The 26,375-nt window shown below is 74.7% G+C and carries 25 protein-coding genes and 1 pseudogene; 13 read left to right on the forward strand and 13 right to left on the reverse strand.

Annotated features, from left to right (window positions below):
- The first annotated feature begins 5 nt into the window (after window positions 1-5).
- Entirely contained in the window at window positions 6-329 is a 324-nt protein-coding gene (locus BLP29_RS04740) for a TfoX/Sxy family protein (RefSeq protein WP_092800213.1), read from the forward strand.
- A gap of 44 nt (window positions 330-373) precedes the next feature.
- Here the strand turns inward: BLP29_RS04740 and BLP29_RS04745 are convergent.
- Window positions 374-631 (reverse strand): annotated as a pseudogene (locus tag BLP29_RS04745) (EAL domain-containing protein); the annotation flags it as partial.
- A gap of 177 nt (window positions 632-808) precedes the next feature.
- Between BLP29_RS04745 and BLP29_RS20925 the strand changes: the two are divergent.
- Together BLP29_RS20925 and BLP29_RS04750 are read left to right on the forward strand one after the other, a co-directional pair.
- Window positions 809-1,297 (forward strand): glycoside hydrolase family 18 protein, encoded by a 489-nt coding sequence (locus tag BLP29_RS20925; RefSeq protein ID WP_165839278.1) that lies wholly within the window; start codon window positions 809-811, stop codon window positions 1,295-1,297.
- A gap of 17 nt (window positions 1,298-1,314) precedes the next feature.
- Window positions 1,315-2,388: an FUSC family protein gene (locus BLP29_RS04750; protein ID WP_165839279.1), complete on the forward strand. Its 1,074-nt coding sequence runs from the start codon at window positions 1,315-1,317 to the stop codon at window positions 2,386-2,388.
- 58 nt (window positions 2,389-2,446) lie between these two features.
- On the opposite strand, the gene BLP29_RS04755 is transcribed toward BLP29_RS04750, so the two are convergent.
- The 3 genes from BLP29_RS04755 to BLP29_RS04765 form a co-directional block, all read right to left on the reverse strand.
- Window positions 2,447-3,253, reverse strand: coding sequence for a methyltransferase domain-containing protein (locus BLP29_RS04755; RefSeq protein ID WP_092800219.1), 807 nt, complete (start codon window positions 3,251-3,253; stop codon window positions 2,447-2,449).
- 107 nt (window positions 3,254-3,360) lie between these two features.
- Window positions 3,361-4,281, reverse strand: a complete 921-nt coding sequence (locus BLP29_RS04760) for an SDR family NAD(P)-dependent oxidoreductase (protein WP_207798294.1) — start codon at window positions 4,279-4,281, stop codon at window positions 3,361-3,363.
- A complete protein-coding gene (locus BLP29_RS04765; RefSeq protein ID WP_092800222.1) occupies window positions 4,278-5,624 on the reverse strand; it encodes a flavin-containing monooxygenase in 1,347 nt (448 codons plus the stop codon). Before BLP29_RS04765 ends, BLP29_RS04760 begins: the two co-directional genes overlap by 4 nt.
- Before the next feature lie 131 nt (window positions 5,625-5,755).
- Between BLP29_RS04765 and BLP29_RS04770 the strand changes: the two genes are divergently transcribed.
- The 3 genes from BLP29_RS04770 to BLP29_RS04780 are packed head-to-tail and all read left to right on the forward strand — an operon-like array spanning window position 5,756 to window position 8,330.
- Window positions 5,756-6,394 (forward strand): TetR/AcrR family transcriptional regulator, encoded by a 639-nt coding sequence (locus tag BLP29_RS04770; protein ID WP_092800225.1) that lies wholly within the window; start codon window positions 5,756-5,758, stop codon window positions 6,392-6,394.
- Complete coding sequence (locus BLP29_RS04775) at window positions 6,391-7,584, forward strand: alanine racemase (RefSeq protein WP_092800228.1); 1,194 nt, start codon at window positions 6,391-6,393, stop codon at window positions 7,582-7,584. The genes BLP29_RS04770 and BLP29_RS04775 overlap by 4 nt, the downstream gene beginning before the upstream one ends.
- Complete coding sequence (locus BLP29_RS04780; protein WP_207798295.1) at window positions 7,581-8,330, forward strand: amidohydrolase family protein; 750 nt, start codon at window positions 7,581-7,583, stop codon at window positions 8,328-8,330. Before BLP29_RS04775 ends, BLP29_RS04780 begins: the two co-directional genes overlap by 4 nt.
- 31 nt (window positions 8,331-8,361) lie before the next feature.
- Here BLP29_RS04780 and BLP29_RS04785 read toward each other — a convergent pair whose 3' ends face one another.
- The gene (locus tag BLP29_RS04785; RefSeq protein WP_092800231.1) at window positions 8,362-9,876 is read right to left on the reverse strand and encodes a glycerol-3-phosphate dehydrogenase/oxidase; all 1,515 of its coding nucleotides are present in this window, start codon (window positions 9,874-9,876) and stop codon (window positions 8,362-8,364) included.
- Window positions 9,877-10,028: 152 nt separating this feature from the next.
- Here BLP29_RS04785 and BLP29_RS04790 point away from each other — a divergent pair, with 152 nt between their 5' ends.
- Both BLP29_RS04790 and BLP29_RS04795 read left to right on the forward strand, forming a co-directional pair.
- Window positions 10,029-11,717 carry an FAD-binding oxidoreductase gene (locus BLP29_RS04790; RefSeq protein ID WP_092800234.1) on the forward strand — a complete coding sequence of 563 codons (1,689 nt, stop codon included), beginning with the start codon at window positions 10,029-10,031 and terminating at the stop codon, window positions 11,715-11,717.
- Between the two features lie 51 nt (window positions 11,718-11,768).
- Window positions 11,769-12,101 (forward strand): STAS domain-containing protein, encoded by a 333-nt coding sequence (locus BLP29_RS04795; RefSeq protein ID WP_165839280.1) that lies wholly within the window; start codon window positions 11,769-11,771, stop codon window positions 12,099-12,101.
- Here the strand turns inward: BLP29_RS04795 and BLP29_RS04800 are convergent.
- Window positions 12,064-12,990, reverse strand: a complete 927-nt coding sequence (locus BLP29_RS04800) for a LysR family transcriptional regulator (RefSeq protein ID WP_092800240.1) — start codon at window positions 12,988-12,990, stop codon at window positions 12,064-12,066. The genes BLP29_RS04795 and BLP29_RS04800 overlap by 38 nt on opposite strands.
- A gap of 72 nt (window positions 12,991-13,062) precedes the next feature.
- Between BLP29_RS04800 and BLP29_RS04805 the strand changes: the two genes are divergently transcribed.
- The gene (locus BLP29_RS04805; protein ID WP_092800243.1) at window positions 13,063-14,055 is read left to right on the forward strand and encodes an EamA family transporter; all 993 of its coding nucleotides are present in this window, start codon (window positions 13,063-13,065) and stop codon (window positions 14,053-14,055) included.
- A 120-nt stretch (window positions 14,056-14,175) separates the two neighbouring features.
- Window positions 14,176-15,378 carry an arginine deiminase gene (locus BLP29_RS04810; protein WP_092800863.1) on the forward strand — a complete coding sequence of 401 codons (1,203 nt, stop codon included), beginning with the start codon at window positions 14,176-14,178 and terminating at the stop codon, window positions 15,376-15,378.
- Here the strand turns inward: BLP29_RS04810 and BLP29_RS04815 are convergent.
- Window positions 15,375-16,586 (reverse strand): FAD-binding protein, encoded by a 1,212-nt coding sequence (locus BLP29_RS04815; protein WP_207798296.1) that lies wholly within the window; start codon window positions 16,584-16,586, stop codon window positions 15,375-15,377. The two genes, BLP29_RS04810 and BLP29_RS04815, sit on opposite strands and share 4 nt — an antisense overlap.
- A gap of 87 nt (window positions 16,587-16,673) precedes the next feature.
- Here BLP29_RS04815 and BLP29_RS04820 point away from each other — a divergent pair, with 87 nt between their 5' ends.
- From BLP29_RS04820 to BLP29_RS04830, 3 genes are all read left to right on the forward strand, one after another.
- Window positions 16,674-17,000, forward strand: coding sequence for a DMT family transporter (locus tag BLP29_RS04820; RefSeq protein ID WP_092800249.1), 327 nt, complete (start codon window positions 16,674-16,676; stop codon window positions 16,998-17,000).
- Complete coding sequence (locus BLP29_RS04825) at window positions 17,000-17,578, forward strand: TetR/AcrR family transcriptional regulator (RefSeq protein WP_092800252.1); 579 nt, start codon at window positions 17,000-17,002, stop codon at window positions 17,576-17,578. Before BLP29_RS04820 ends, BLP29_RS04825 begins: the two co-directional genes overlap by 1 nt.
- 88 nt (window positions 17,579-17,666) lie before the next feature.
- Window positions 17,667-18,362, forward strand: coding sequence for a DUF4383 domain-containing protein (locus tag BLP29_RS04830; RefSeq protein ID WP_092800866.1), 696 nt, complete (start codon window positions 17,667-17,669; stop codon window positions 18,360-18,362).
- 45 nt (window positions 18,363-18,407) lie between these two features.
- Here BLP29_RS04830 and araA read toward each other — a convergent pair whose 3' ends face one another.
- The 6 genes from araA to mmsA all read right to left on the reverse strand — a co-directional run bounded on the left by araA (window position 18,408) and on the right by mmsA (window position 26,359).
- Window positions 18,408-19,934 (reverse strand): L-arabinose isomerase, encoded by a 1,527-nt coding sequence (araA, locus tag BLP29_RS04835; protein ID WP_243469691.1) that lies wholly within the window; start codon window positions 19,932-19,934, stop codon window positions 18,408-18,410.
- Entirely contained in the window at window positions 19,931-20,647 is a 717-nt protein-coding gene (locus BLP29_RS04840; RefSeq protein ID WP_092800255.1) for an L-ribulose-5-phosphate 4-epimerase, read from the reverse strand. The genes araA and BLP29_RS04840 overlap by 4 nt, the downstream gene beginning before the upstream one ends.
- Entirely contained in the window at window positions 20,631-22,397 is a 1,767-nt protein-coding gene (araB, locus tag BLP29_RS04845) for a ribulokinase (RefSeq protein ID WP_092800259.1), read from the reverse strand. Before araB ends, BLP29_RS04840 begins: the two co-directional genes overlap by 17 nt.
- 97 nt (window positions 22,398-22,494) lie before the next feature.
- Window positions 22,495-23,532 (reverse strand): LacI family DNA-binding transcriptional regulator, encoded by a 1,038-nt coding sequence (locus BLP29_RS04850; protein WP_243469692.1) that lies wholly within the window; start codon window positions 23,530-23,532, stop codon window positions 22,495-22,497.
- Window positions 23,533-23,558: 26 nt separating this feature from the next.
- Complete coding sequence (mmsB, locus tag BLP29_RS04855) at window positions 23,559-24,824, reverse strand: multiple monosaccharide ABC transporter permease (protein WP_092800262.1); 1,266 nt, start codon at window positions 24,822-24,824, stop codon at window positions 23,559-23,561.
- Window positions 24,821-26,359 carry a multiple monosaccharide ABC transporter ATP-binding protein gene (gene mmsA / locus BLP29_RS04860; protein ID WP_092800265.1) on the reverse strand — a complete coding sequence of 513 codons (1,539 nt, stop codon included), beginning with the start codon at window positions 26,357-26,359 and terminating at the stop codon, window positions 24,821-24,823. Before mmsA ends, mmsB begins: the two co-directional genes overlap by 4 nt.
- Between the last annotated feature and the right edge of the window lie 16 nt (window positions 26,360-26,375).

A 26,375-nucleotide genomic window follows, 5' to 3' on the forward strand; every position in this document is an offset into this window, starting at 1 on the left:
GGGCCGTGGCCTACGACGAGGACCTGGCCGGGCGGGTGCGGGAGTCGCTGGGCGGCGTGCCGGACGTGACCGAGAAGCGCATGTTCGGTGGGCTGGCGTTCCTCGTCGGCGGGGCGATGGCGGTGGCCGTCAGCGGCAGCGGGGGTCTGATGGTCCGCTGCGCGCCTGCGGTGGCCGACCAGCTCGTCGAGCGCGACGGGGTCGCCCGCATGGTCATGCAGGGCCGCGAGCTGGCCGGCTGGGTGCTGGTCGACCCCGCCGTCCTCCACGACGAGCCCGGCATGGACGAGTACGTCGCCGCCGGCCTCGCCGCCGCCCGGGCCGCCTGACCCGGCCCACCGGGGCACGGACCGGGTCGGGTGCGGCAGCCGGATCAGGTCAGCGCGGGCCGGACGGCGGCCGGCGCCGGGGCGGGCAGGCCCAGCAGGAAGCCCTGGCCCAGCCGGACCCCGCACGACTGCAGGGCAGCGAGCTCGTCCTCGGTCTCCACGCCGCTGGCGACGACCTCGCAGTCCCGGGCGAGCGCGAAGGGCACCAGGGCCGCCAGCAGGGCGCGGCGGGCCGGGTCGGCTGCCAGCCCCACCGTGGTCTCGCGGCCGAGCTCGAGGAACGCGGGTCGCTGCTGCTCGACCCGGCTGCAGCTGTCCTAGCCCACCAGCGGGTCCTCCAGCGCGACCCGGACACCCCGGGGCACGTCGTCCTGGGTGAGGTCGCGGGCGCCGACCAGGCCGCCGGACTCCAGCACGACCGGGACCGCGGCGAACCGCTGGAGGACGCCGACCTGTGGGCCCGCCCGGGCGCGACGCCGATGATCGGCCAGAACGACGTCGACGGCGAGGTCTTCACCGTCGAGGACGCGACTGCCCTGACCGCGTTCGCCCGTGACCGCGGCCTCGGCCGGCTGTCGATGTGGTCGATCAACCGCGACCAGCCCTGCGGCGCCGGCTTCACCGACGTCGCCGTGCACTCCAACACCTGCAGCGGCGTGGCCCAGGAACCCCTCGCGTTCACCACCGCGTTCAGCCGCATCGGCAGCGCGGGTGCCGCGGGCACCGTCACCGAGGTGGTGCGCACCGACTCCCGCCAGCCCGTGCTCGACGACCCGGCCACCAGCCCCTACCCCGTCTGGCGCGCCGATGCCCAGTACCCGGCCGGCTACGAGGTGGTCCGGCACGGTCAGGTCCACGAGGCCCGCTGGACCGTGCAGGCGACCTCGCCGGGCGTGCAGTTCCCCATCGGGCCCGACGAGCCGTGGGCCCCGCTGTTCACCATCCCGGGCGAGCCCGCCGGGAGCTGAGGAGGCACGCTTCCGGCGTGAGGGAGCTCGTCGAGGTGCTGCGTCGGCCGTGGGTGCAGCGGGGGGTCCGGGCCTCGGTGGCCGCCGGCCTGGCCTGGCAGATCGCGGTGCTGCTGCCGCCGACGCTGTCGGACTACGCCTACTACGCCCCGCTGGGCGCGGTCATCGCCGTCCACCCCACGGTGGCCGACTCGGCCGGCGCCGCCTGGCGCACGGTGGCCGCGATGTTCCTGGGCTTCGGGCTGGCCGCCGGGGTCTACGAGCTCACCCGCGAGGTGCCGAACGCGTTCACGATCGCGCTCATCGTGGCGCTGGCGATCGTCGTCGAGCAGTGGCGGCTGCTGCGCGAGCAGGCCAGCTGGGTCAGCTTCGCCGCCGTCCTCATGATCACCGTCGGCACCGACGACCCGGGCGCCTACGTGCTGCGCTACGGCGGGCTCACCCTGCTCGGCGCGGCCGTCGGGGTCGCGGTGACCACCGTGCTGTTCCCGCCGATGATGCTCACCGTCGCGGTCGACCGCATCGCCGTGACGCGCGGGCTCGTCGCCGCCCACCTGGTGGACATGGCCGACGCCGTGCGCGGGGGCACCGTCCCCGACCCGCACGACTGGGCCCGCCGCGGTGCAGCGCTCTCGGTCGCCCTGGACCGCATGCGCACCGCGGAGACCCAGGTCGAGCGGGCCCGGCGGGCCAACCCCCGGGCGGCCCGGTGGCAGGGCGCCGCCGACCGGGTCCGCGAGCAGTCGCGCGCGCTCGACCGGGTCGCCGTCCTCATCGACGACCTCACCGACCTGGTCGCGGAGTTCCAGCCGCACCGGCGCGGCCTGGACCGGGTCGACGACGGCACCGGCTGGGTGCTGGCCGACGCGCTGTCCTCGCTGGCGCTGGTGGTGCGCATCCCGTACCACCACGGCCCCGGCCGGGACGCCCGCGACGACGCCGTCGACGCGGCGGTCGGCTCGCTGGACCGGCTGACCCAGCTGCTGCGCAGCTCGGAGGTGCCCGACGACGAGGGGTTCTTCGCCCTGGGCGCGGTCACCGTCGGCGTCCGCCGCTCCCTGCACGCCCTCGAGGCCCACCCGCGTCACTGAGCCGGCCGGTACCGGGCTCAGTGACGCCGTCGCAGGAGGTGATCGGCGCATCCGACGGTCAGCTTGAGCGAGGGATCCGCACGAGCAGCTCCCCGTGCAGCATGCCCAGCCAGCCGTCGTCCGCCGCGGCCCAGCGCTGCCAGGCCGCGGCCACCTCGGCCAGCTCGTCGGCCGTCGCCAGGCCGTAGGCCACCGCCTGCTCGGCGAACGACGACGCGGTGGCCCGGCCGGCCCACGAGTCACCCCACCAGCGGCGCTCGGCGTCCGAGGCGTAGCAGTAGGTGGAGGCCGACGCGGTCTCCTCGCGCAGCCCGGCCGCGTGCGCCCAGGCCCGCAACCGGCGCCCGGCGTCGGGCTCGGCGTCGTTGCGCCGCGCCACCCGGCGGTAGAGGTCCAGCCAACGGTCCAGGCCGTCGTCGGCGGGGAACCAGGTGGTGGCGGCGTAGTCGACGTCGCGGACGGCGACCAGCCCGCCCGGCCGGCAGACCCGGGCCATCTCGCGCAGCGCGGCCACCGGGTCGGTCAGGTGCTGCAGCACCTGGTGGGCGTGCACGACGTCGAACGAGTCGTCGGGCAGGTCGAGGGCGTAGACGTCGTCGACCGCGAACTCGACCGGGACGCCCTCGCGGTCGGCCAGGTCGCGGGCCTCCCCCAGCGGTGCCGGGGCGGCGTCCAGGCCCAGCACGCGCCCCGGGGCCACCCGGCGGGCCAGGTCGACGGTGATCGTGCCCGGCCCGCACCCCACGTCGAGCACGTCGAGCCCGGCCCGCAGGTGCGGCAGCAGGTACGCCGCGGAGTTCTCCGCGGTGCGCCACCGGTGGGACTGCAGGACGGCGTCGCCGTGCCCGTGCGTGTAGGTGTCCATGCGGGCATCGTGCACCTCACCGTCCCAATCAGTGAACCGCCGTCCCATTCAACGGGACGACAGCAGCGGTCCTGCCGGGCGGCGGTCCGGGCCGGCCGCCGGCCCGGTCACCGGGCCAGGGCCCAGCCGCCGCCGTCCCGCACGACCTCGCCGCGGCGCAGCAGGTCCTCCAGGTAGGCGCGCTGGCCGTCCTCGCCCTTGCCGGCGAAGAACGGCATCAGCGTGGGCAGCAGGTTCGGGACGGCCATCGCCAGCCGCACCAGTCGCGACTCGGCCGGCTTGGGGTAGACCTCCAGACGCGGCCGGTCCAGCAGCGAGAGCACGGCGTCGACGACGTCCTCGGCCCGCTGCGGCGGGCCGCTCTGGAACTGCAGCGCGTTGCCGCCCTCGACCGCCTCGCGGCGCAGCATCGGGGTGTCGGTCGCCGAGGGCAGCACGCTGCCCACCCGGATGCCCTCGGCGTGCAGGTCCAGCGCGATCGACAGCATCGCCCCGCGCAGCCCGAACTTCGACGCGCAGTAGATGGGTGTCTCGGCCTGCGGGAAGATCCCGGCCAGCGAGACGGTGGTGACCACCCGCGGGTCGCTCGAGCGGCGCAGCAGCGGCAACGCCAGCCGAGTCACGTGCAGCGGCGAGAGCGTGTTGACGGCGATCTCGCGGTCGATCGAGGCCAGCGACCGCTCGCCGAAGCGCTCGGCGCTGGTCATGCCGGTGTTGTTGACCAGCACGTCGATCCGCCCCGCGCGGCGCTCGACCTCGGCCAGGACGGCCTCGATGCGGGCCGGGTCGGTGAGGTCGCCGTCCAGCGCCGCGTGCCGCCCCGGCCCGGGCAGTCCGGCCGCCACGGCCGCCGCCCGCTCGCCGTCCCGGTCGACGACGACGACCGACGCGCCCCGGCCGGCCAGCCGGTGGCACAGCACGCTGCCGATGCCCCCGGCCCCGCCGGTGACCACGACGACCCGGCCGGTGCCCGACCAGGTACGGTGGGTCAGCAACCGGCGCAGCTCGCCGAGCGCCTCGCCGATCACGCCGGCACCGCGGCCGGCGCCGGGGCGGGGGTCCCGTGCTCGGCCCGCCAGGACATGCGTCCCATCACCTCGCGGCGGAACGCGGTCAGCGCGTCGGCGTCGACGTAGCCGGCGTGCCGGGGCGAGTCGTCGAACCGGATGCCCCCGGAGAGGTCGGGGCGCTCGTGCCGCACCATCGAGCGGAACCTCGCGTAGGCCGCCGGGTCGTCGCGGCGGTCGGCCAGGTGCGCGGCGACCAGCTGGGCCAGGCCGTCGAAGTGGCCGTAGGCGCCGGAGTTGGTCTCGGTGAACCCGATGCCGAACAGTCCCTCGTGCTCGCGGGAGAACGCGGTCAGGTAGAGGTCGGGGTGCTCCTCGCCGGTGAACAGACCCTCGGCGTACGGGATGGTGTGCCGGTAGCCGGTGGCGGCGATGACCAGGTCGACGTCCTCGGTGCTGCCGTCGGTGAAGGTGACCGTCGTGCCGGCCATGTCGGCGATGCCCGGCCGGGGGACGACGTCGCCGTGCTGCAGGGCCAGGAACAGGTTGCTGTTGAGCACCGGGTGGGTCTCGAACACCCGGTGGTCGGGCTTGGGCAGGCCGAGGCGCTCGGGCCTGCCGTAGAGCTTGTTCAGCACGAACCCGAACACGGCCTGCTCGATGCGCTTGGGCAGGTGCGGGCCGCGGGCGGCGAAGACGTCGGACGGGACGCCGAACACGTGCTTGGGGATGAACCAGTAGCCCCGCCGCATGCTGATCACGGCGCGCTCGGCGGCCCGGGCGGCGTCCACGGCGATGTCGCAGGCGGAGTTGCCGCCGCCGATGACCAGCACCCGGCGGCCGCGCAGCTGGTCGAGGTCGCGGTACTCCTTGCTGTGCCGCACCTCGCCGGTGAAGGCCGCCGGGACCTCGGGCATGCGCGGGGTCCACTGCGCGCCGCTGCAGCACACCACCGCGGCGTACCGGCGCTGCTCGCCGCCGCCCAGGGTGACCAGGTAGCCGTCGCCGTCGCGCTCGACCGCCGACACCGAGCGGCCGGTCTCCACCTGCTCGGCGAGGCGGTACGCGGCGGCGAAGTCGCGCAGGTAGGCCAGCACCTGCCGGTGGTCGGGGTAGTCGGGGAGGTCCTCGGCCATCGGGAAGCCCGGGAAGCCCGAGAGGGTGCGGCTGGAGATGAAGTGCGCGGCCTCGTACATGGGGCTGCCGGGCGCGTCGATGTCCCAGATGCCGCCGACGCCCTCGTGCCGCTCGACGTGGTCGTAGGGCAGCCCGCGGGCGGCCAGGGCGCGGGCGGTGGCCAGACCGGCGGGCCCGGCGCCGATGACGAGGGTGGCGTCGCCGCGGTCGGTGGGGGTGCTGCTCATCGGGGTCTCCTCCGTGCTCGGGTGCTGGGGAGTGTGCGCTGGGTCGCACGTCCAGGTCAAGTGTCTGGGTCAGATGACCCACACAGCTGTCCCGTGGTGCCGGGGGCCGCTGGCGTGCGACGATCCGGGGCATGCCACCCGCGACCCGACGCAGCCCCGCGCGGCGTGCGCCGGTGGTGCGCAAGGCGCTGGCCGACCGCCGCGAGGACCTCGTCGAGGCTGCCCTGCGGGTGCTCGTGCGCGACGGCGTCGCCGCAGCCACCACACGGGCCGTCGTGGCCGAGGCCGGCGCCAGCCTCAGCGCCTTCCACTACTGCTTCGACTCGCGCGAGGAGCTGCTCGTGCTCGCCGCCGAGCGGATCACCGACCGCACGCTGGACCACGTGCGCGCCGGCTTCTCGGTCGAGGGCGACCTGCGCACCGTCGTCGTCGGGTCGCTCACCGCGCTGTGGGAGCGGCTCGAGGCCGACCCGCACCGCGAGCTCATCGGCTACGAGCTCTCCCAGTACGCCCGCAGCCACCCCGAGCTGCGGCCCGCGGTGGCCCGGTTGTTCCGGCACTACCTCGACGTCCACGAGCAGTTCCTCACCGAGAGCGCCGCCGCGGCCGGCTTCACCTGGGCCACCCCGGTGCCGGTGCTGGCCCGGCTGATCAACTCCACGCTCGACGGCCTGGCGCTCACCTGGCTGGTCGACCACGACGGCGACGCGGCGCGCGAGGTGCTGTCGACCCTGGCCGACGTCCTGCTGGCCGCGGCCCGGCCGTCGTGAGCACCGACCGGCTCGCCGCGCTCCGCTCGGCCACCGCCGGGCTGCAACCGCCCTTCGCCGTCGTCGACCTCGACGCCTTCGACGCCAACGCCGCAGCGCTCACCGCCCGCGCCGCGCCGGGCACCACCATCCGGCTGGCCAGCAAGTCCGTCCGCTGCCGGGTGCTGTCCGACCGTGCGCTGGCCCGGCCCGGGTTCGCCGGCGTCCTCGCGCTGACCCTGCCCGAGGCCCTCTGGCTCGCCGCCGACCACGACGACGTCGTCGTCGGCTACCCCAGCGTCGACACCGACGCGGTCGCCGCGCTGGCCACCGACCCCGCCCTGGCCGCCCGGGTCACGCTCATGGTCGACTCGGTCGAGTCCCTCGACGTGGTCGAGGCCGCCGTGGGCCGCTCCCCCGCCGCCCCGGTCAAGGTCTGCCTCGACCTCGACGCCGCGCTCGAGCTGCTCGGCGGCCGGGTGCACCTGGGCCCGCTGCGCTCGCCGGTGCGCACCCCCGCGCAGGCGGTCGCGCTGGCCCGGGCGGTGCTGGCCCGGCCGTGGCTGCACCTCGACGGACTCATGGCCTACGAGGGCCAGATCGCCGGCACCGCCGACGCCGCCGGGCCCCGCCTGCGCCAGGCCGCCGTCCGGGCGGTGCAGCGGGCATCGGCCCGCGAGCTGGCCGAGCGGCGGGCCGCCGTGGTCGAGGCCGTGTCGGCGCTGGCCCCGCTGCGGTTCGTCAACGGCGGGGGCACCGGCTCGGTCGAGCAGACCTCCGCCGAGCCCGTGGTCACCGAGGTCGCCGCCGGGTCGGGGCTGTACGCGCCGGCGCTGTTCGACTCCTACCGGCGCTTCCGGGCCCGGCCCGCCGCGTTCTTCGTGCAGCCCGTGGTGCGCCGCCCGTCGCCGCGGGTGGCCACCGCGCTCGGCGGTGGCTGGATCGCCTCGGGGCCGCCCGGGCCCGACCGCCAGCCGGTGATCACCTGGCCACGCGGCCTGCGCTACAGCCCGCTCGAGGGCGCCGGCGAGGCCCAGACCCCGCTGCTGGGCCCCCGCGCCGGCGAGCTGCGGCTGGGTGACCGCGTCTGGTTCCGGCACGCCAAGGCCGGTGAGCTGTGCGAGCGGGTGGGCGAGCTGCACCTGGTCTCCGGTCACGAGCTGGTCGGCGCGGTACCCACCTACCGGGGCGAGGGGAAGGCGTTCCTGTGAGGCTGTTCGACGCCCACCTCCACGTGGTCGACCCCGCCTTCCCGCTCGTGCCCAACCAGGGCTTCGTGCCCGAGCCGTTCACCGTGGCCGACTACCGGGCCCGGGTCGCCGGCCTCGACGTGGTCGGCGGCGCGGTCGTCTCCGGGTCGTTCCAGGCCTTCGACCAGACCTACCTGCTGGCCGCGCTGGAGCGCCTGGGACCCGGGTTCGTCGGGGTCACCCAGCTGCCGGCCGACGTCCCCGACGCCGAGGTGCTGCGGCTGGACGCCGCCGGCGTGCGGGCGGTGCGGGTCAACCTGCGCCGCGGCGGGTCGGCCCCGGCCGCCGACCTCGACCGGCTGGCCCGCCGCGTGCACGAGCTGGCCGGCTGGCACACCGAGCTCTACGTCGACGCCCGCGACCTGGCCGAGCTGGCCCCGGTGCTGCACGCGCTGCCGCAGGTGTCGGTGGACCACCTCGGCCTGCACGCCCACGGCCTGCCCGACCTGCTGCGGCTGGTCGAGACCGGCGCGGTCGTCAAGGCGACGGGGTTCGGCCGGGTCGAGCTCGACGTCGCCGACACCGTGCGGCAGGTGCTCGCGGTCGACCCGCGGGCCCTGGTCACCGGCACCGACCTGCCCAGCACGCGGGCCCGCCGCCCCTTCACCGACGCCGACCTCGACCTGCTGGTCGCCGCGGTCCCGGAGGAGCACCGGGACGCGGTCCTCGAGCTGAACGCCCGACGCCTCTACCGCCTCCCCGCCTGACTCCCCCGCTGCTCCACCTCCGCTGCGGTGATCAGCCGGCGACGGCGGGCTCGGCGAGGACGGCCTCGGCCCGGTCCACCGCGGCCAGCCGGTCGGCGGCCACCAGGCCGATCCTCGTGCGGCGGTCCAGCAGGTCGGCCACGCTGCGCGCGCCCTCGACCCGGACGGCGAAGCGCAGCTCACCCACCGTCTCGGGCCGGCCGGCCACCACCGGTTCGGCGCCCAGCCCGTGGACCCGGGCGGCCTCGGTGCCGTAGCGGGCGACCAGGCGCGGCGGGGCGTCGACCCGGTCGAGCACCCGGCGCGGGGCCGCACCGACCAGCGGCAACCGGGCCGTCGGCGAGCGCCGCGCACCCCGGCCGAGCAGCTGCACCGCGGCGTCCACCGTCTCCTCGGCCATCGCCCGGTAGGTGGTCAGCTTCCCGCCGACCACCGTCAGCACCGCTCCCGACCGGTGCAGCAGGTGCTTGCGCGAGAGGTCCGCCGTCGCGTCCCCCGGTCCGGCCCCGGCGGCGGCCGGCAGCACGAGCGGGCGCAGGCCGGCGTAGGCGCCCACCACGTCGGCGCTGGTCAACGGGTCGACCAGCACCCGGTTCACGGTCGCCAAGAGCTGCTCGACCTCGGCGGCCGAGGGCTGCGGGTCGTCGTCGGGGACCGGACCGTCGACCGGCTCGTCGGTGATGCCCAGGAACACCAGCCCGGTGTCCTGCGGCAGCGCGAAGACGTACCGCGACCGCGACCCGGGCAGCGGCACGGTGAGCGCCGCGGTCGGGTGGCCCAGCCGCTCGGACCGGACCACCAGGTGCGAGCCCCGCGAGGGCACGAGCCTGACGGCCTCGTCCAGGGCGGCCGACCAGACCCCGGCGGCGTTGACCACCACCCCGGCCTCCACCTCGACCCGCCGCCCCTCGACCTGCACCGTGGCGGTGCGCCCGTCGACGCCGACCACCGAGGCACCCGTGAGCACCGCGGCCCCGTACCCGGCGGCCGTGCGGGCCAGCGCGACGACCAGCCGGGCGTCGTCGGTGAGCTGGCCGTCCCAGAACGCTGCGCCCCCGCCGCCCGGGCGCACCGCCGGCAGCCAGGCGGCCACCTCCGCGGCCGACACCCGCCGGGCCCGCGGGAGCGAACCCCGGCCGCCGCGCACCGACGTCCGCACCCCGTCGCCGAGCGCGCCGCCGAGGCCGGCGACGGCGGCGACGTCCCACCCGGCCGCACCCGGTACGCAGAACGGCAGCGGGCGCACCAGGTGCGGCGCGGTGGTGCCCATGAGGACGGCGCGCTCACGGGCGGACTCGCGGGCCAGCCCGACCTCCCCGTGCGCCAGGTACCGCAGCCCGCCGTGCACGAGCTTGGAGGACCACCGGCTGGTGCCCGCGGCCAGGTCGGCGCGCTCGCACAGCAGCACCGACAACCCGCGGGCGGCGGCGTCGAGGGCCACACCCGCGCCGGTCACCCCGCCGCCCACCACCAGGACGTCGACCCCCGAGCCCAGCCGGTCGAGGTCGCGTGCCCGTCGGGCGGCGTCCAGCCGCGTCCCGTCCACGCCCCCACCCTGCCCGCCGCCCCGGGGTATCGGAAGCTCCACCCCGCCGGACGGGGTCGATGGACGGGGTAGAGCTTCCGATACCTGGGCGATCGGGGTGCGGGCGAGGTACGGGAGCCCGGCCAGCGGGGTCGGGCGGGCAGACTGGGGCGGTGGCCGAGCAACCGGAACTGACCGTCCAGGGCTGGGGTCCCCCGGGGACCCGCGTCGCGCACGTCGCCGAGGGCGGCTCCCTCGAGCTGACCGCCGACGCCGCGCTCCGGCGGGCGCTGCCCAAGCCCGCCCGCAAGCACCTGGCCCGCGAGCTGGGCTGGACCCCGCGGCACACCCCACCGGTGCCGGTCGAGCAGATCGAGCTGCCGCCCGGCCGCTTGCCGGTGCCCGTGCGCGCCGAGCTGGTGACGCTCCTGGGGGTCGAGAACGTGCACGACGACCGGGAGTCGCGGCTGCGGCGCACCGGCGGGAAGAGCTACCTGGACCTGCTGCGCCGCCGCTCGGGCGACGCCTCCGACGCCCCCGACGCCGTGCTGACCCCGGCCGACACCGAGCAGACCGCCGCGCTGCTGGAGCTGTGCAGCCGGCACGGGGTGGTCGTCGTCCCCTTCGGCGGCGGCACCAGCGTGGTCGGCGGGCTGTCGGGCACCGACGTCGACGACCGCCCGGTCGTGGTGGTCGACCTGTCCCGCATGGCCGGGTTGGTGTCGGTCGACGTGCCGAGCTCGCTGGTCACCGCCGGTCCGGGCATGCGCGGCCCGGCCCTGGAGGACGCCCTCGCCGAGCACGACCTCACCCTCGGCCACCTCCCGCAGAGCTGGGAGTTCGCCACCCTGGGCGGCTACGCGGCCACCCGCAGCGCCGGTCAGGCCTCGACCGGGGTGGGTCGGTTCGACGAGCTGGTCGAGGGGCTGACCCTGGCCACGCCCACCGGTGTGCTCCAGCTCGGGCACGCGCCGGCCTCGGCGGCGGGCCCGGACCTGCTGGGCCTGGCCGTGGGCTCGGAGGGCACCCTCGGGGTGATCACGGAGGTCACGCTGCGGGTGCGGCCCCGACCGCGCACCGAGGGGTACGAAGGCTGGTCGTTCCGCAGCTGGGCGGCGGGTCTGGCGGCGCTGCAGCGGCTGGCCCGGCACGACCTGCTGCCCGACGTCGTGCGGCTCAGCGACCCCGACGAGACCCGGGCCAACCTGCTGCTCTCGGGTGGTGCTGGCGCCCGGGCGCTGCGCGGGGCCCTGCGCAGCCGCGGGCACGGCGCGGGGTGCCTGCTGGTGGTGGGCTGGCAGGGGCTGCCCACGATCGTGCGCGCCCGGCAGCGGGCGGCCACCTCGCTGCTGCGCGAGGACGGCGGCAAGCGCGCCGGCGCCCGGGTGGGCGAGGCCTGGGAGCGGCACCGCTTCGAGGGGCCCTACCTGCGCGACCGGCTGCTCGACCACGGTCTGCTGGTCGAGACGCTGGAGACGGCGGCCACCTGGTCGGCGCTGCCCGCGGTGTACGACGCCGCCCGCCGGGCGCTGCGCGAGTCGCTCAGCGCACCGGGCAAGAAGCCGCTGGTCATGACGCACGTGTCGCACGGCTACGCCACCGGCGCCTCGCTCTACCTCACCGTCCTCGCCGACCGCGACGACGACCTCCCGCTGCAGCAGTGGCTGACCGCCAAGCGGGCGGCCACCGACGCGGTGCTGGCTGCCGGCGGCACGCTGACCCACCACCACGCCGTGGGCGCCGACCACCGCCCGTGGCTGGACCGGGAGATCGGCGCCCGCGGGGTCGACGTGCTGCGCGCGGTCAAGGCCACGCTGGACCCGGAAGGCATCTGCAACCCCGGGGTGCTGCTGCCCTCCTGAACGAGCACGTGTCGGGTTTGCCGATCAGCTCCTGCGGACATGCAGCCCGGCATGACCCAGGACGTTGAGACCGCAGCGCCCGAGCACGGTTCCGTCGAGCTGACCGAGGGGGGCTCCCTCCTCGTCCTCAGCGGCGAGATTGACAAGGAGGTCGTGCGGCACTTCCGCCTGACCGTGCGCCCGGCCGACTGGCCGGCCCGGGTCGACGCGCGCGGGGTGACGTTCATGAGCTCGGCCGGTCTCGAGCTGCTGGTGCACCTGGCCCGCAAGCAGAAGCGGGCCGGCGGTGAGCTCGAGGTGGTCGAGCCGCCGGCGTCGCTGCGCATGCTGCTGACCCAGACCGGGCTCAGCCGGGTGTTCCGGTCGGTGCCGGCGCCCGCCTGATCCCGTCCGCCACCGCCGCCAGCTCCTCGAGCACCACCGCGACCACCCGCCGCTGGGCGACGTCGGGCCGCACGAGCGCGTCCACCTGCCGGCCGGCCCGCACCCCGGTCAGCGGGACGAGCCGCACGCCGGGGTGCCCGCCGGAGCTGTAGCGGGGCAGCAGCGCGACGCCGTGCCCCGCGGCGACCAGGGCCTCCACGACGTGGAAGTCGTTGATCCGCTGCACCACCCGGGGCGTGGCACCCGACCGGGCAGCGACGTCGGCGAGGACCCGTGCGACCGGGAAGCCCTCCTTGACCGCGATCCAGTCGACGCCGGCGAGGTCACCCGGCTCGAGCGCGGCTCGACCGGCGAGGGCGGAGGACACCGGGACGGCGACGTCCAGCGGTTCGCGCAGCAGGGGGACGGCGACGACGCCCTCGCCCCAACCCGGGTCGCCCTCGGCGGGCCGGTGGGCCACCACCACGTCGTGCCGGTCGGTCAGCGCGGCGAAGGCGTCCTGGGCGACGTCCTCGTCGGCGCACTCGACCGCGATGCCGCCGATGGCCGCGACCCGGGTGAGCAGCACGGGCAGCAGCAGGCGGGCCGCGCTCTGGAAGGCCGACACCCGCACCGACCCGGTGGGCGAGCCCGCCCAGGCGGCGCACGCGGCCCGCGCCCGCTCGAGGGCCACCGCGACGTCGACGGCGGCGTCGGCGAGCGCGTCGCCGGCCGCGGTGAGCCGCAGCCCCCGGCCGACGCGCTCGGTGAGCGGCACCCCGGCGTCGCGGGCGAGGGCGGCCAGCTGCTGGGACACCGCCGAGGGCGTGAGGTGCAGGACGGCGGCCGCGGCGGTCACCCCGCCCTGGCTGCGCACGGCCCGGAGCGTCTCCAGCGCACGCACGTCCATGCAGTGACGCTACAACGACGGTCCACCAATCGGAGATGGTGCTGAACGGACGCAGCGCCCAGAGTGGACGGCGTGAGCACCCGTGACCGCCTGCTGGCCTGCCTCGTCGCCGTCTGCTGGGGGCTCAACTTCATCGCGATCCACCTGTCGCTGGAGCAGTTCCCGCCGTTCTTCCTGGTGGCGCTGCGGTTCGCGGTGATCGCCGTCCCCACCGTGCTGCTGGTGCCGCGGCCGGGCGTGCCGTGGCGGTGGGTGCTCGGCTACGGGGTCGGCTTCGGCGTCCTGCAGTTCCTGTTCCTCTACCTGGCCATGGCGGTCGGGATGCCCACCGGCCTCGCCTCGCTGGTGCTGCAGTCCTCGGCGCCGTTCACCGTGCTGCTGGCCGGGGTGCTGCTGCGCGAGCGGATCTCGGCCCGGCAGGGCTTGGGTGTGGCGGTGGCGATCACCGGGCTGGCCGGCATCGCCGTCCACCGGGCCGACGTCGACGGCGGGGCGCTGCTGCTGCCGGTGCTGCTGACCCTCTGCGGCGGCCTGGGCTGGGCGCTGGGCAACCTGGCCACCCGCCAGGCCCGTGCGCCGCACCCGCTGCGGCTCACGCTGTGGATGTCGGTGGTGCCGCCGCTGCCGATGCTGGCGGTCTCGCTGGTGGTGGAGGGCCCCGCCCGCATCGGGGACGGGTTCACCGGCCTGGGGACGACGACCGGCCTGCTGGCCCTCGGCGGCCTGGCCTACACCGTGCTGGTGGGCACCCTGCTCGGCTCGGGGCTGTGGGCGGCGTTGATGAGCCGCAACCCGTCGTCGTCGGTGGCGCCGTTCTCGATGCTGGTGCCGGTCGTGGGCATCGCGGCGGCCTGGGTGCTGCTGGGCGAGCCCACGTCGGGCACCGAGCTGGCCTGGGGCGCGCTGGTGGTGGCCGGGGTGCTGGTCGGGTCAGCGCGGCCCGCGGCCCACCGGCGGCAGCTTCGCGGCGGCGCTGCGGGCCAGGAACCCGCCGATCACCGCGGCCAGCAGGCCGACGACGACGACGATGCCGGCGCCCACCTGCTCGGCGCCCAGCGCGGCTAGCGCGAAGAAGCACAGGGCCGCGACGGCCACCGCGAGGCCGAGACCGAGCACGACCACGAACCAGGCGGGCTGGGCGGGCGCGGGTTGCTGATCATCCTGGTGCACCGGCACAGTCTGCCCATGATCTCCCCCCTGGTCACCAGCGAGGTCGGCCGGCTGCGCACGGTGGTGCTGCACCGCCCGGGCGCCGAGCTGCGCCGGCTGACCCCGCGCAACAACGACGAGCTGCTGTTCGACGGCGTCCCCTGGGTCGCCAAGGCGCAGGAGGAGCACGACGCGTTCGCCGCGGCGCTCACCGACCGGGGTGTCGAGGTGCTGCACGTCGACCGGCTGCTGGCCGAGGTGCTCGAGGTCCCGGCCGCGCGCGAGCAGCTGGTGGCCGCCGCCGTCGACGACCCCCGGATCGGCGAGACCCTGCAGCGCACCTGCGTCGAGCACCTGTCGGGGCTGGCCTCGACCGACCTGGCGGCGGCGCTCATCGGCGGGGTGGCGCACGACGAGCTGCCCGGTGCCCGGGGGTTGGCGTTCGAGCTGATGGGCCCGGGCGACTTCGTGGTGCGGCCGCTGCCCAACCTGCTGTTCACCCGTGACTCCAGCGTGTGGGTCGGCGACCAGGTGGCGGTCACGTCGCTGGCGATGCCGGCCCGGCACCGCGAGTCGACCATCACCGGTGCGATCTACGACCACCACCCGCGGTTCGGCGGACCGCAGCGGCTGTACGACCCGTCGCTGGAGCACCTCGAGGGCGGCGACGTGCTGGCCCTGGCGCCGGGCGTGCTGGCGGTCGGGGTGGGCGAGCGCACCACGGCGGGCGGGGCCGAGCGGCTGGCCCGGCGGGTGTTCGCCCGCGGCCTGGCGCACACGGTGCTGGTGGTGCCGATCGCCCAGGAGCGGGCGACCATGCACCTGGACACCATCGCCACGATGGTCGACGTCGACGCGATGGTCATGTACCCCGCGGTCGCCGACACCCTCGCCGCGTGGACGGTGCGCTCGGGCGAGGACCCCGACACCGGCGACCTGCGGATCACGGGCCCGGAGCCGTTCCTCACCGCCGCCGCGTCGGCCATGGGCATCGACCGGCTGCGGATCGTCGACACCGGCCTCGACCCGGTCACCGCCGAGCGCGAGCAGTGGGACGACGGCAACAACACCCTGTGCATCGGGCCGCGGTTGGCGGTGGCCTACGAGCGCAACACCGTCACGAACAAGGCGCTGGAGGCCGCCGGCATCGAGGTGGTGGCCATCGCCGGTGACCAGCTGGGCAGCGGTCGGGGCGGCCCGCGGTGCATGAGCTGCCCCGTGGTCCGGGATGCCCCCTAGCTGCTCGAGCGCACGCCGAGCGCGACCAGCCGGGGCGAGCTGAACACGCCGGCCGGGTCCAGGGAGTCGAACAGCTCGCGGGCCTGCGCCAGCCGGGGCACGACGGCGGGCAGGTCGTGCACGGTGTGCGCCTTGCCCCAGTGCGGGCGGGCGCCGAAGGGGGCCAGCGCCTCCTGCACCGCCGGGATCGCCACCTCGTGCGTCCCGGCCGCACGACGCCAGGTGAAGTGGACGGCGAGCGAGTCGCGACCGTGGGCCATCGACAGCCAGAGGTCGTCGGCGGCCACCGTGCGCAGCTCCCCCACCACCAGGTGGTCCCGGATGCGGTCACCGACGGCGGCCACCGCCGCGATCGCCGCCGCCGCGTCGGCCCGGTCCACGAAGAACTCCGACTGCACCTCGTCGCCGTTGCTGGGGGTGCTGTCGTGCCGGAAGTGCGGCAGCCGTTCGTGCCACGGCCCCGGCTCCCCGCCCTGCGGGGTCACGTTGCCGACGATCTCGTCGGTGATCCGGTCGCGGCTCTCGGGGTCCCGGGGGGCTCCGGCCACCGCGTCGGGCACCCGGGCCGGCAGCCGGGTCTTCACCCAGAGGTCGGCGACGCCGTCCCAGCGGGTGAAGGCGCTGACGCTGTCGCCGGCCCCGAAGGCGTCGGCCACGTCGGCGGTGGCCAGCCCGCGGTACACGTCCTGGCGCACGTCGTAGGTGGGTTCGGTGGCCAGCACCAGCTCGGTCACGACACCGAGGGCCCCGAGGGACACCGCCTGGGCCGCGACGTCGGCGCCCTGCACGGTGCGCAGCTCGCCGTCCGGGCCCACGACGGTGAACGCGCGCACGGCCGTGGCCAGGGCACCGGCCCGGTCGCCGGAGCCGTGGGTGCCGGTGGCCACCGCACCGCCCACCGAGATGTGCGGCAGCGAGCCCAGGTTGTGCAGCGCCCGGCCCTGCCGGTGCAGCTCGCGGGCCAGTGCGCCGAACGTCGTCCCGGCCGTGACCGCGACCGTGCCGTCGGGGCGGACGTCGACCCGGTCGGGCAGCGCGGTGAGGTCGACCAGCACGCCGGGTGAGTCGGCCAGTCCGTTGAAGGTGTGCCTCGTGCCCAGGGCGCGCACCGCCGTCGCACCGCGCACGACCTCCTGCAGGTGCGCGACGTCCCGCGGGCGCACCACGGGTGCGGTGTAGGTGTACGTGCCTGCCCAGTCCTGCTCCACGCCCCCACGGTAACCGGGAGGCTCTCCGGTACGGACGTACCGGTATTCAGGTACGGTCGTACCGATCCGCATCGAGAGGAGGCCGCCGTGGCCTGGGTCCTGGTGGTCGTCGCCGGCCTGTTCGAGACCGCGTTCGCCGTCTCGCTGAAGAACTCCGAGGGGTTCAGCCGGCACTGGTGGACGGCCTCGTTCATCGTCTGCGCCGCCGTCAGCTTCACTCTGCTCAGCATCGCCCTGCGTGACCTGCCGGTGGGCACCGCCTACGCGGTCTGGACCGGCATCGGTGCCGCGGGCACGGCGATCGTGGGCATGTGGCTGCTCGGCGACCCGGTGGGCACGGCGCGCATCCTGTCCATCCTGCTGATCGTGGCCGGCGTGGTCGGGCTGAACCTGGCGCCGTCCTCGGCGCACTGATGGGCACGCCCAAGGGAGAGGCACGGCGCGAGGTCCTCGTGGCGGCCGCGGCCGGGCTCGTGGTGGAGGCCGGTCCCGCCGCCGTCTCCCACCGGGCCGTCGCCGCAGCGGCCGGCCTGCCGCTGGCAGCCACCACCTACTACTTCCGCGACCTCGCCGAGCTTCGGGTGGCCGCCGTCGCCCGGGTCGGCGAGCAGGACACCGCAGCCGCCCGCGCGGTGGTGGAGGCGCTGCCCGCCGCCCGGCGCAGCTCGCGGGAGACCGCGGCCCGCCTGGCCGACGTGCTGCTGGGCGTCGACCGGCACACCGACGAGCAGGTGCAGGCGTTCTACGAGCGCTGGCTGGCCGGCGGCCGCCACCCCGAGCTGCGCGAGACCCTGCGCGAGACCCGCGCCCGGCTCGACGAGCTGGTCGTCGCGGTGGTCGCACGGGGCGGCCACCGCCCCGTGCCCGCGCACCGCCTGGTCGCCCTCGCCGACGGCAGCGCCCTGGCCGCCCTCGTCGAGGGCGGCGGGCAGGCCCGCGCGGCGATGGAGGCCGCGGTGGCCGACGCGCTCAGCCGGCGCCGCCGGTGGTGATCGCCCCAGCGGCGTAAATCGTGGTTACTCCCCGCGGAGCCGGGTACCTCGGGTGCTGTCGTTCAGCCACGAGCGCCAGGAGGCAGCCATGAGCATCGCACCATCCCCGGCCCGTCGGGCGCAGCCGCGGGTCCACGAGGACGTCGTCTCGACCCCCACCGCCCGCCGCGTCGTGCGCGTGCACCGCGCCGGTGCGTTCACCGTCGCCGCCGTGCTCGCCGTCTTCGGACTGCTGGGCTTCATCGGCGGCCTGGACTACTTCGACACCGGGGGCCAGGTCGTCGGCCTGTCCTCCAACGGTCTGCTGTCCACGATCTCGCTGGCCACGGCAGCCCTGCTGGTGGCGGCCGCGGTGAAGGGCGGGCGCATCTCCGGGTTGGTGATGACCGGGGTCGGCACGGCCTTCCTGCTGTCGGCGTTCTGGCACCTGGTCGTGCTCAACACCGGGCTGAACGTGCTCGGCTTCGGCATGTCCAACGTCGTGTTCTCGATCGTCGTGGGCATCCTGCTGCTCACCCTGGGCCTGTACGGCCGGGTCAGCGGGAACCTGCCCGAGGACAACCCCTACCGGGCCAACCTGGTCACCGGCTCACCGCAGCTCGAGGAGGAGCCGGAGCTGCCGCCCCGCACCGCCGCCGAGCGCCGAGCCGAGGCCGAGATCCGCGCGGCGGAGATCGCCGTCGCCGAGCACCGCGCCACCCCCGAGCAGGCCGCCCGCGTGGAGGCCATGCGCAGCGAGCGCACCAAGGCCGGGCGTCGCCGCGTCTGGATGCAGCACAGCTGAGCCACCGGGGGTGGGCCGGCGCACGGCCCACCCCCGGGAGGTCCCTCAGAGCCCCTGGGCGAGGCGGTGGTAGGCCGCCGACCAGCGCAGCTCCTTGGCCAGGCTGCGCCGGGTGGAGTCGGCGTCGATGACCACGAGCTCGGTGCGGAACACGTCGGCCAGGTCGGTCAGCTCGGCCGTGGTGAGCTGGGTGGTCAGCACCGTGTGGTGCGGGCCGCCGGCGGTGAGCCAGCCCTCGGTCGAGGTCGCGAAGTCCGGCCGGGGCTCCCAGACCGCGCGCGCGACCGGCAGGTTGGGCAGCGGCTCGGACGGCGGGACGACGTCGATCTCGTTGGCCACCCAGCGGAACCGCTCGCCCAGGTCGGCCCAGCCGATCACGACGCCCTCGGCGGGGGCGGCGGAGAAGACCAGGCGGGCCGGGTCCTCCTTGCCGCCGATGCCCAGCGGGTGCACCTCGAGCGAGGGCTGCTCGCCGGCGATGGTGGGGCAGACCTCGAGCATGTGCGCGCCGAGGATCTTCGGCGTCTCGCTGGAGAGGTCGTAGGTGTAGTCCTCCATGAACGAGGTGCCACCCGGCAGCCCGCGACCGGCGGTCTTGAGCACCCGCAGCAGGGCCGAGGTCTTCCAGTCGCCCTCGCCGCCGAAGCCGTAGCCGTCGGCCATGAGCCGCTGCACGGCGAGGCCGGGCAGCTGGCGCAGCGCGCCGAGGTCCTCGAAGTTGGTGGTGAAGGCGCCGAAGCCGCCCTCGGTGAGGAACCGGCGCAGCGCGACCTCGAGGCGGGCCTGGTAGCGCACCGACTCGTGCCGGTCACCACCCGGGCGGAGGTCGTCGGCGATCGAGTACAGGTCGAGGTACTCGCCGATGACCGCGTCGACCTCGGCGTCGGTGACGGTCTCGACCACGGCCGCGAGGTCGTTCACGCCGTAGGTGTTGACCGACACGCCGAAGCGCAGCTGCGCCTCGACCTTGTCGCCCTCGGTCACCGCGACGTTGCGCATGTTGTCGCCGAACCGGGCGAGCTTGAGCGAGCGGGCCTCGGCGGCGGCGACGGCGGCGCGGGCCCAGCCGCCCACCCGGGCCTGCACGGCGGGGTTGCCCGCGTGCCCGGCGACGGTGGTGCGGGGCACCCGCAGGCGGGTCAGCGCGTAGCCGTACTCCCGATCGCCGTGGGCGGCCTGGTTGAGGTTCATGAAGTCCATGTCGATCGTCGCCCACGGCAGGGCGGCGTCGGCCTGGGTGTGCAGGTGCAGCAGCGGCTTGCGCAGCGCGTCGAGGCCGGCGATCCACATCTTGGCCGGGCTGAACGTGTGCATCCAGGTGATGACGCCGACGCAGGCCTCGGTCTCGTTGGCCTCGCCCATCGCCCGGCGGATGGCGCCGGGCTCCTTGAGCACGGGCTTCCAGACGATGCGCACGGGCACCCCGGCCGCCGCGTCCAGGGTCTCGGCGACCCGGCGCGACTGGTCGGCGACCTGCTGCAGGGTCTCCTCGCCGTAGAGCTCCTGGCTGCCGGTGAGGAACCAGACCTCCTGGCCGGGGAACGGGGACTCGCTGGTCATCTCGCTGCTCACTTCTGTCCGTAGACGTTCTGGTAGCGCTCGTACAGCGCGTCGATGTCGGCCTGGGCGATCGGGACCGGCTCGCCCAGCTGCCGGGAGACGTGCACCGTGCGGGCGACGTCCTCGGCCATGACGGCGGCCTTGACGGCGGCCTTGGCGCTCTTCCCGATGGTGAAGACGCCGTGGTTCTGCATGAACACCGCCGGCGAGCGGTGGCCGGTGAGCGTCTCGACGATGCCGCGGCCGATCGAGTCGTCGCCGATGAGGGCGAACGGGCCGATCGGGATGGGCCCGCCGAACTCGTCGGCCATCGCGGTCAGCACGCAGGGCACCGGCTCAGCCCGGGCGGCCCAGGCCGCGGCGTAGGTGCTGTGGGTGTGCACCTGACCGTTGACCTCGGGCATGTTCCGGTAGACGTAGGCGTGCGCGTCGGTGTCGCTCGAGGGGGCCCGGACGCCGTCGACGGCCTTGCCGTCGAGGTCGCAGACGGTGATGCCCTCCCAGGTCATGCCGTCGTACTCGACGCCGCTGCCCTTGATGACGAAGAGGTCCTCGCCGGGCACGCGCTCGCTCACGTTGCCGGCGGTCCAGGTGACCAGGGCGTTGGTCACCAGCAACGCGTGCAGCGCGGCGACGTGCTCGCGCTGCTCGCGGTGGGTGCCGCGCTCCTCGGTGGCGGCCTGCCGCACCGTCAACCGGGTGGGGGTGTCACATCCCGAGCACATCGGACTGCTCCTCGATCGCAGGGGCCTCGACCTCGGGGGCGACCGGGGTCGACGTGGTGGGCGCACCGCCGGCCCGGCGGGCGGCGGCGTCGCGGCGCAGGGCGCGCAGCCGGTGCAGGACGTCGTTGCCGCCCCCCGGCTGCCCTTCGCCCCGCCCGAAGAAGTCGTGCAGACGCTTGTACTCCGCGAACAGCACGTCGTAGCGGTCGGCGCGCTCGTCGTCGGGGGTGTAGACCCCGCGCAGCACCTTGCCCATGGCCCGCGAGGCGGCCGGGACGTCGGCGTGGGCACCCGCGGCGACGGCCGCGTGGATCGCCGAGCCCAGCGCCGGCCCCTGCTCGGAGTCGATCGTCGACAGCGGTCGGCGGCAGATGTCGGAGTACAGCTGCATGAGGAACTGGTTCTTCAGCAGCCCGCCGGCCACCACCAGCTCGGTCACCGGCACGCCCGAGCCCTCGAAGGCCTCGATGATCGTGCGGGTGCCGAAGGCGGTGGCCTCGAGCAGGGCCCGGTAGGTGTCCTCGGGGCGGGTGGCCAGCGTCTGGCCCAGCACGACACCCGAGAGCTCGGCGTCGACCAGCACGGAGCGGTTGCCGTTGTGCCAGTCGAGTGCAACGAGGCCGTGCTCGCCGACCTCATGCTGGGCGGCGAGCTCGGTGAGCAGCTGGTGCACGCTGATGCCGCGCTCGCCGGCGGCCTGCACGTAGGCCGGGGGCACGGAGGTGTCGACGAACCAGCCGAAGATGTCGCCGACGCCGCTCTGCCCGGCCTCGTAGCCGTAGCGCCCGGCGGTGATGCCGCCCTCGACGACGCCGCACATGCCCGGGACCTCGGCGAGGGTCTCGCCGTTCATGACGTGGCAGGTCGAGGTGCCCATGATGGCGACCATCTGGCCCGGCTCGATGGCCTGCGCGGCGGGGGCGGTGACGTGCGCGTCGACGTTGCCGACCGCGACCGCAATGCCCTCGGGCAGCCCGGTCCACTGCGCCGCCTGGGGGGTCAGCCCGCCCGCGCGCTCGCCCAGCTCGCCGATGCGGTGGTCCAGCTTGTCCTCGACGAACCCGGCGAACTCGGGGTTCAGCGCGGCCAGGTAGTCACGGGAGGGGTAGCCGCCGTCCTGCCGGATGCCCTTGTAGCCGGCGGTGCAGGCATTGCGGACGTACTCGCCGCACAGCTGCCAGACGATCCAGTCGGCGGCCTCGACCCAGTGGTCCATCGCGGCGTAGACCTCGGGGTCCTCCTCCAGCAGCTGGAGGCCCTTGGCGAACTCCCACTCGCTGGAGATCAGCCCGCCGTAGCGCGGCAGCCACGCCTCGCCGCGCTGGTGAGCCAGCGCGTTGATGCGGTCGGCGTGCGGCTGGGCGGCGTGGTGCTTCCACAGCTTGACGAAGGCGTGCTTGCGGTCGGCGAACTCGGGGAGCTCGCAGAGCGGGGTGCCGTCGGCCGTGGTCGGCACCATCGTGCAGGCGGTGAAGTCCGTGGCGATGCCGATGACGTCGGCGGGGTCGACACCGGAGTCGCGGACGGCGGCCGGCACTGCGGTGCGCAGCACGTCGACGTAGTCGCTGGGCACCTGCAGCGCCCAGTCCGGGGGCAGGACCTCACCGGTGCCGGGCAGTTCGCGGTCGACCACCGCGTGCGGGTAGGCGTGGGTGGCACTGGCCAGCTCGGCACCGTCGGAGACCCGGACGACCACGGCCCGGCCCGACAGGGTGCCGTAGTCGACGCCGACCACGTACTGCTCGCTCATGCATTCCTCCAAGGCCCGCGCCGCTGCCGTGCGGCCGCCGGGGATCGCCGTATGTTAGCGCTAACAAGAGTGGTTGGGAACACATGCCCCAGCAGGATCACCCCGGCGGTGCGCCGGTCGACCCGCGCACCAGCAGCCGCGGCTCGACCAGGTCGGGGCACGTGTCCGCGCCGGCCAACCGGGCCAGCACGAGCTGGACCCCGCGCCGCCCCAGCTCGTCGAAGTCCTGGCGCACCGTGGTCAGCGGCGGGCTGAAGTAGGGCGCCTCGGGGACGTCGTCGAACCCGACCACGCTCACGTCGCCGGGCACCGCCAGCCCCCGCTCACGCAGGGCCACCATGAGGCCCAGCGCCATCTGGTCGTTGGCCACGAACACCGCCGTCAGCTGCTCGCCCGCGGCCACGCGGTCGGCGAGGACGAGCCCGACCTCGTACCCCGAGGCCGGCCACCAGTCCCCGTGCCACAGCTCCCCGGCCGGGGCACCGGCCTCGGCCAGCGCCTCGCGCCACCCGGCCAGCCGGCGGGCCGACTCGACGGAGTTCTCGGGGCCGGAGAGGTGGTGCACGGTGGGGTGCCCGAGGTCGAGCAGGTGCTGCACGGCCAGCCGGGCGCCGGCCTCCTGTCCGACCGTGACGGTCGGGCCGAGCCCCTCACCGCCCATCTGCACGGCCACCACGGGCACGAGCGGGTCCAGCAGCTCGAGCGCCTCGACGGCGCGGAGGTCGGCGATGTGCATGACCACGGCGTCCACGGACTGCCCGACGAACCGGTCGACGGCGTCCTGGATGGCGGCGGTGTCGGCCCGGTCGAGGATGGTGACCGACAGCGAGTAGCCGGCGCCCCGGGCGGCCTGCTCCAGGCCGATCATCGTCTGCGCCGGGCCGTACTGGTTGACGTCGATCGTGACCAGGCCGATGGTCCGGGAGGACCCGGTCACCAGCGCCCGCGCCGCGGCGTTCGGCCGGTAGCCCAGCTCCTCGATCGCCCGCTGCACGCGGGCCCGGGTCAGCGGCGCCACGTTGGGGTGCCCGTTGACCACCCGGGACACCGTCTGGTGCGACACCCCCGCGCGGGCGGCGACGTCGCTCATGACGAGCGGGCGGGCCGGGGCGGACCCGGTCGTGTCGGTCGACACCGCTGGATCCTCCCCGGCCCCCCGCCTCAGCGGCTGGAGCCGGCCCGGCGCTTGTTGTAGACGTCGAAGGCGACGGCCAGCAGCAGCACCAGGCCCTTGACCATCGACTGGATGGACTGGTCGACGCCCATGAGCTGCATGCCGTTGCTCATGACGCCGACGAGCAGACCACCGACCATGGCGCCGACGACCGTGCCCACACCACCGGTGACCGCTGCACCACCGATGAAGGCCGCAGCGATGGCGTCGAGCTCGAAGCTGTTGCCGGCGCCGGGCTGCGCACCGTTGGACCGGGAGGAGAACACGACCCCGGCCACGGCGGCCAGGAAGCCCATGTTCACGAAGATCCAGAAGTTGACGACCTTGACCTTGACGCCCGAGAGCGTCGCCGCGGCCAGGTTGCCGCCGATGGCGTAGACCTGGCGGCCGAAGACGGTGCGCTTGGTGACGACGCCGTAGACCAGGATCAGCACGGCCAGGATGACGAGCACGTAGGGCAGACCGCGGGCCGTGGCCAGCTGCCAGGCGAAGGCCATGACGACGGCCGCGACGACCACGATCTGGGCCACGAACAGCGGGAACGAGGGAACCTGCTGGTTGTAGCGGACGCGGGCCTGCCGGGTGCGGAACTGGCCGTAGGCGTAGGCCACCACGGCGATGCCGAAGATCAGCAGGGTGAACGCGTCGTAGCCGGCGCCGCCCAGCAGCCCGTTGCTGAAGCCCGAGGCGATCTTGCCGTACTCGGGGGTGAACGGGGACAGCGAGACGTTGTCGAGCACCTGCAGGGTCAGGCCGCGGAACAGCAGCATGCCGGCGAGGGTGACGATGAAGGCGGGGATGCCGACGTAGGCGACCCAGAAACCGTGCCAGGCGCCGATCGCCAGGCCGACGGCGAGCGCGGCGAGCACGCCGACCCACCACGGCTGGTCGTGCCGGATGACCAGCACGGCCGACACCGCACCGGTCACCGCCACCACGGAGCCCACCGACAGGTCGATGTGCCCGGCGATGATCACGATGACCATGCCGATGGCCAGGATCAGGATGTAGGAGTACTGCAGGACGATGTTCGTGATGTTGCCCGGCGACAGCGACGTGCCACCGGTGAGGATCGCGAACAGCGCGACCACCACGACGAACGCGATGTAGATGCCGCTCGTGCGCAGGTTGCGGGTCATCAGCGTGCGGATGTCGCTGGTGCCGACGCCGAGCGCGGCGGCCGGCGCGACGTCCTTGGCCTGGGTGGCGTCCTCCGCCTGGGGCTCCGAGGTGGGGCCGACGCTGCGCGTCATCCGACGAGCTCCTTCTCCTGGGTCATGAGGGTCATGAGGCGTTCCTGGTTCGCGTCCGCGACCGGCAGCTGACCGGTGATCCGGCCCGCCGAGAGGGTGAACACCCGGTCGCAGATGCCGAGCAGCTCGGGCAGCTCGGAGCTGATGACGACGACGGCCTTGCCGGCGGCGACCAGCTTGTTGATGATCGTGTAGATCTCGTACTTGGCGCCGACGTCGATGCCGCGGGTGGGCTCGTCGAGGATCAGCACGTCGGGGTCGGTGAGCAGCCACTTGCTCAGCACGACCTTCTGCTGGTTGCCACCGGACAGCTTGCCCACGATCGACTTCACCGTGGGGGCCTTGATGTTCATCGACCGGCGACCCTCCTCGGCCGCCTTGGTCTCCTCGTTCGCGTCGACGAACCCCCGGGTGGACAGCTTGTCCAGCGCCGCGGCCGAGTTGTTGCGGGCGATGTCGTCGATGAGGTTCAGGCCGTACTTCTTGCGGTCCTCGGTGGCGTAGGCGATGCCGGCGTCGATGGCCTCGGCCACGTTGCGCGCGCGGGTCTCCTTGCCGTGCAGGAACAGCCGGCCCTCGACGTAGGTGCCGTAGGAGCGGCCGAAGATGCTCATGGCCAGCTCGGTGCGCCCGGCACCCATGAGGCCGGCGATGCCCACGACCTCACCGGCCCGCACGTCGAAGCTCGCGTGGTCGACGACGAGGCGGTCCTGGGTGGGGTGCTTGACGGTCCAGCCCTCGACCCGCAGCACCTCCTCGCCCGGGTGCGACTCGCGCTCGGGGTAGTAGGAGTCCAGCGCGCGCCCGACCATGCCGCGGATGATCCGGTCGACGGTCACCTCGGGGTCGGCCATGTCGAGGGTCTCGACGGTCTGGCCGTCGCGGATGATCGTGGTGTGGTCGGCGATCGCGTCGATCTCGTTGAGCTTGTGCGAGATGATGATCGAGGTGATGCCCTGGTCCTTGAGGCCGCGGATCAGCCCGAGCAGGTGCGCCGAGTCGGTGTCGTTGAGCGCCGCGGTGGGCTCGTCGAGGATGAGCAGCTTGACGTCCTTGGAGAGCGCCTTGGCGATCTCGACCAGCTGCTGCTTGCCGACGCCGAGCTGGCCCACCGGCGTGGTGGGGTTCTCGTCCAGACCGACCGAGCGCAGCAGCTTGTCGGCCTCGGCGTTGGCCAGGTTCCAGTCGATGAGGCCCAGGCGGCCGCGCTTCTCGCTGCCCAGGAAGATGTTCTCGGCGATCGAGAGGTAGGGCACCAGGGCGAGCTCCTGGTGGATGATCACGATGCCGGCGTGCTCGGAGTCGCGGATGCCCCCGAAGGACACGACCTGCCCGTCGAAGACGATCTCGCCGTCGTAGTCCCCGGCCGGGTAGACCCCGGACAGGACCTTCATGAGGGTCGACTTGCCGGCGCCGTTCTCCCCGCAGATGGCGTGCACCTCGCCGCGCTCGACGGAGAGCGTCACGTCGGAGAGCGCCTTGACGCCGGGGAAGGTCTTCGTGATGGAGCGCATCTCGAGGATGTGGTCAGCCATGGGACTCCGTCGTCTC

Origin of the sequence: Klenkia marina (assembly GCF_900101025.1) — a bacterium.
GTDB lineage: Bacteria > Actinomycetota > Actinomycetes > Mycobacteriales > Geodermatophilaceae > Klenkia > Klenkia marina.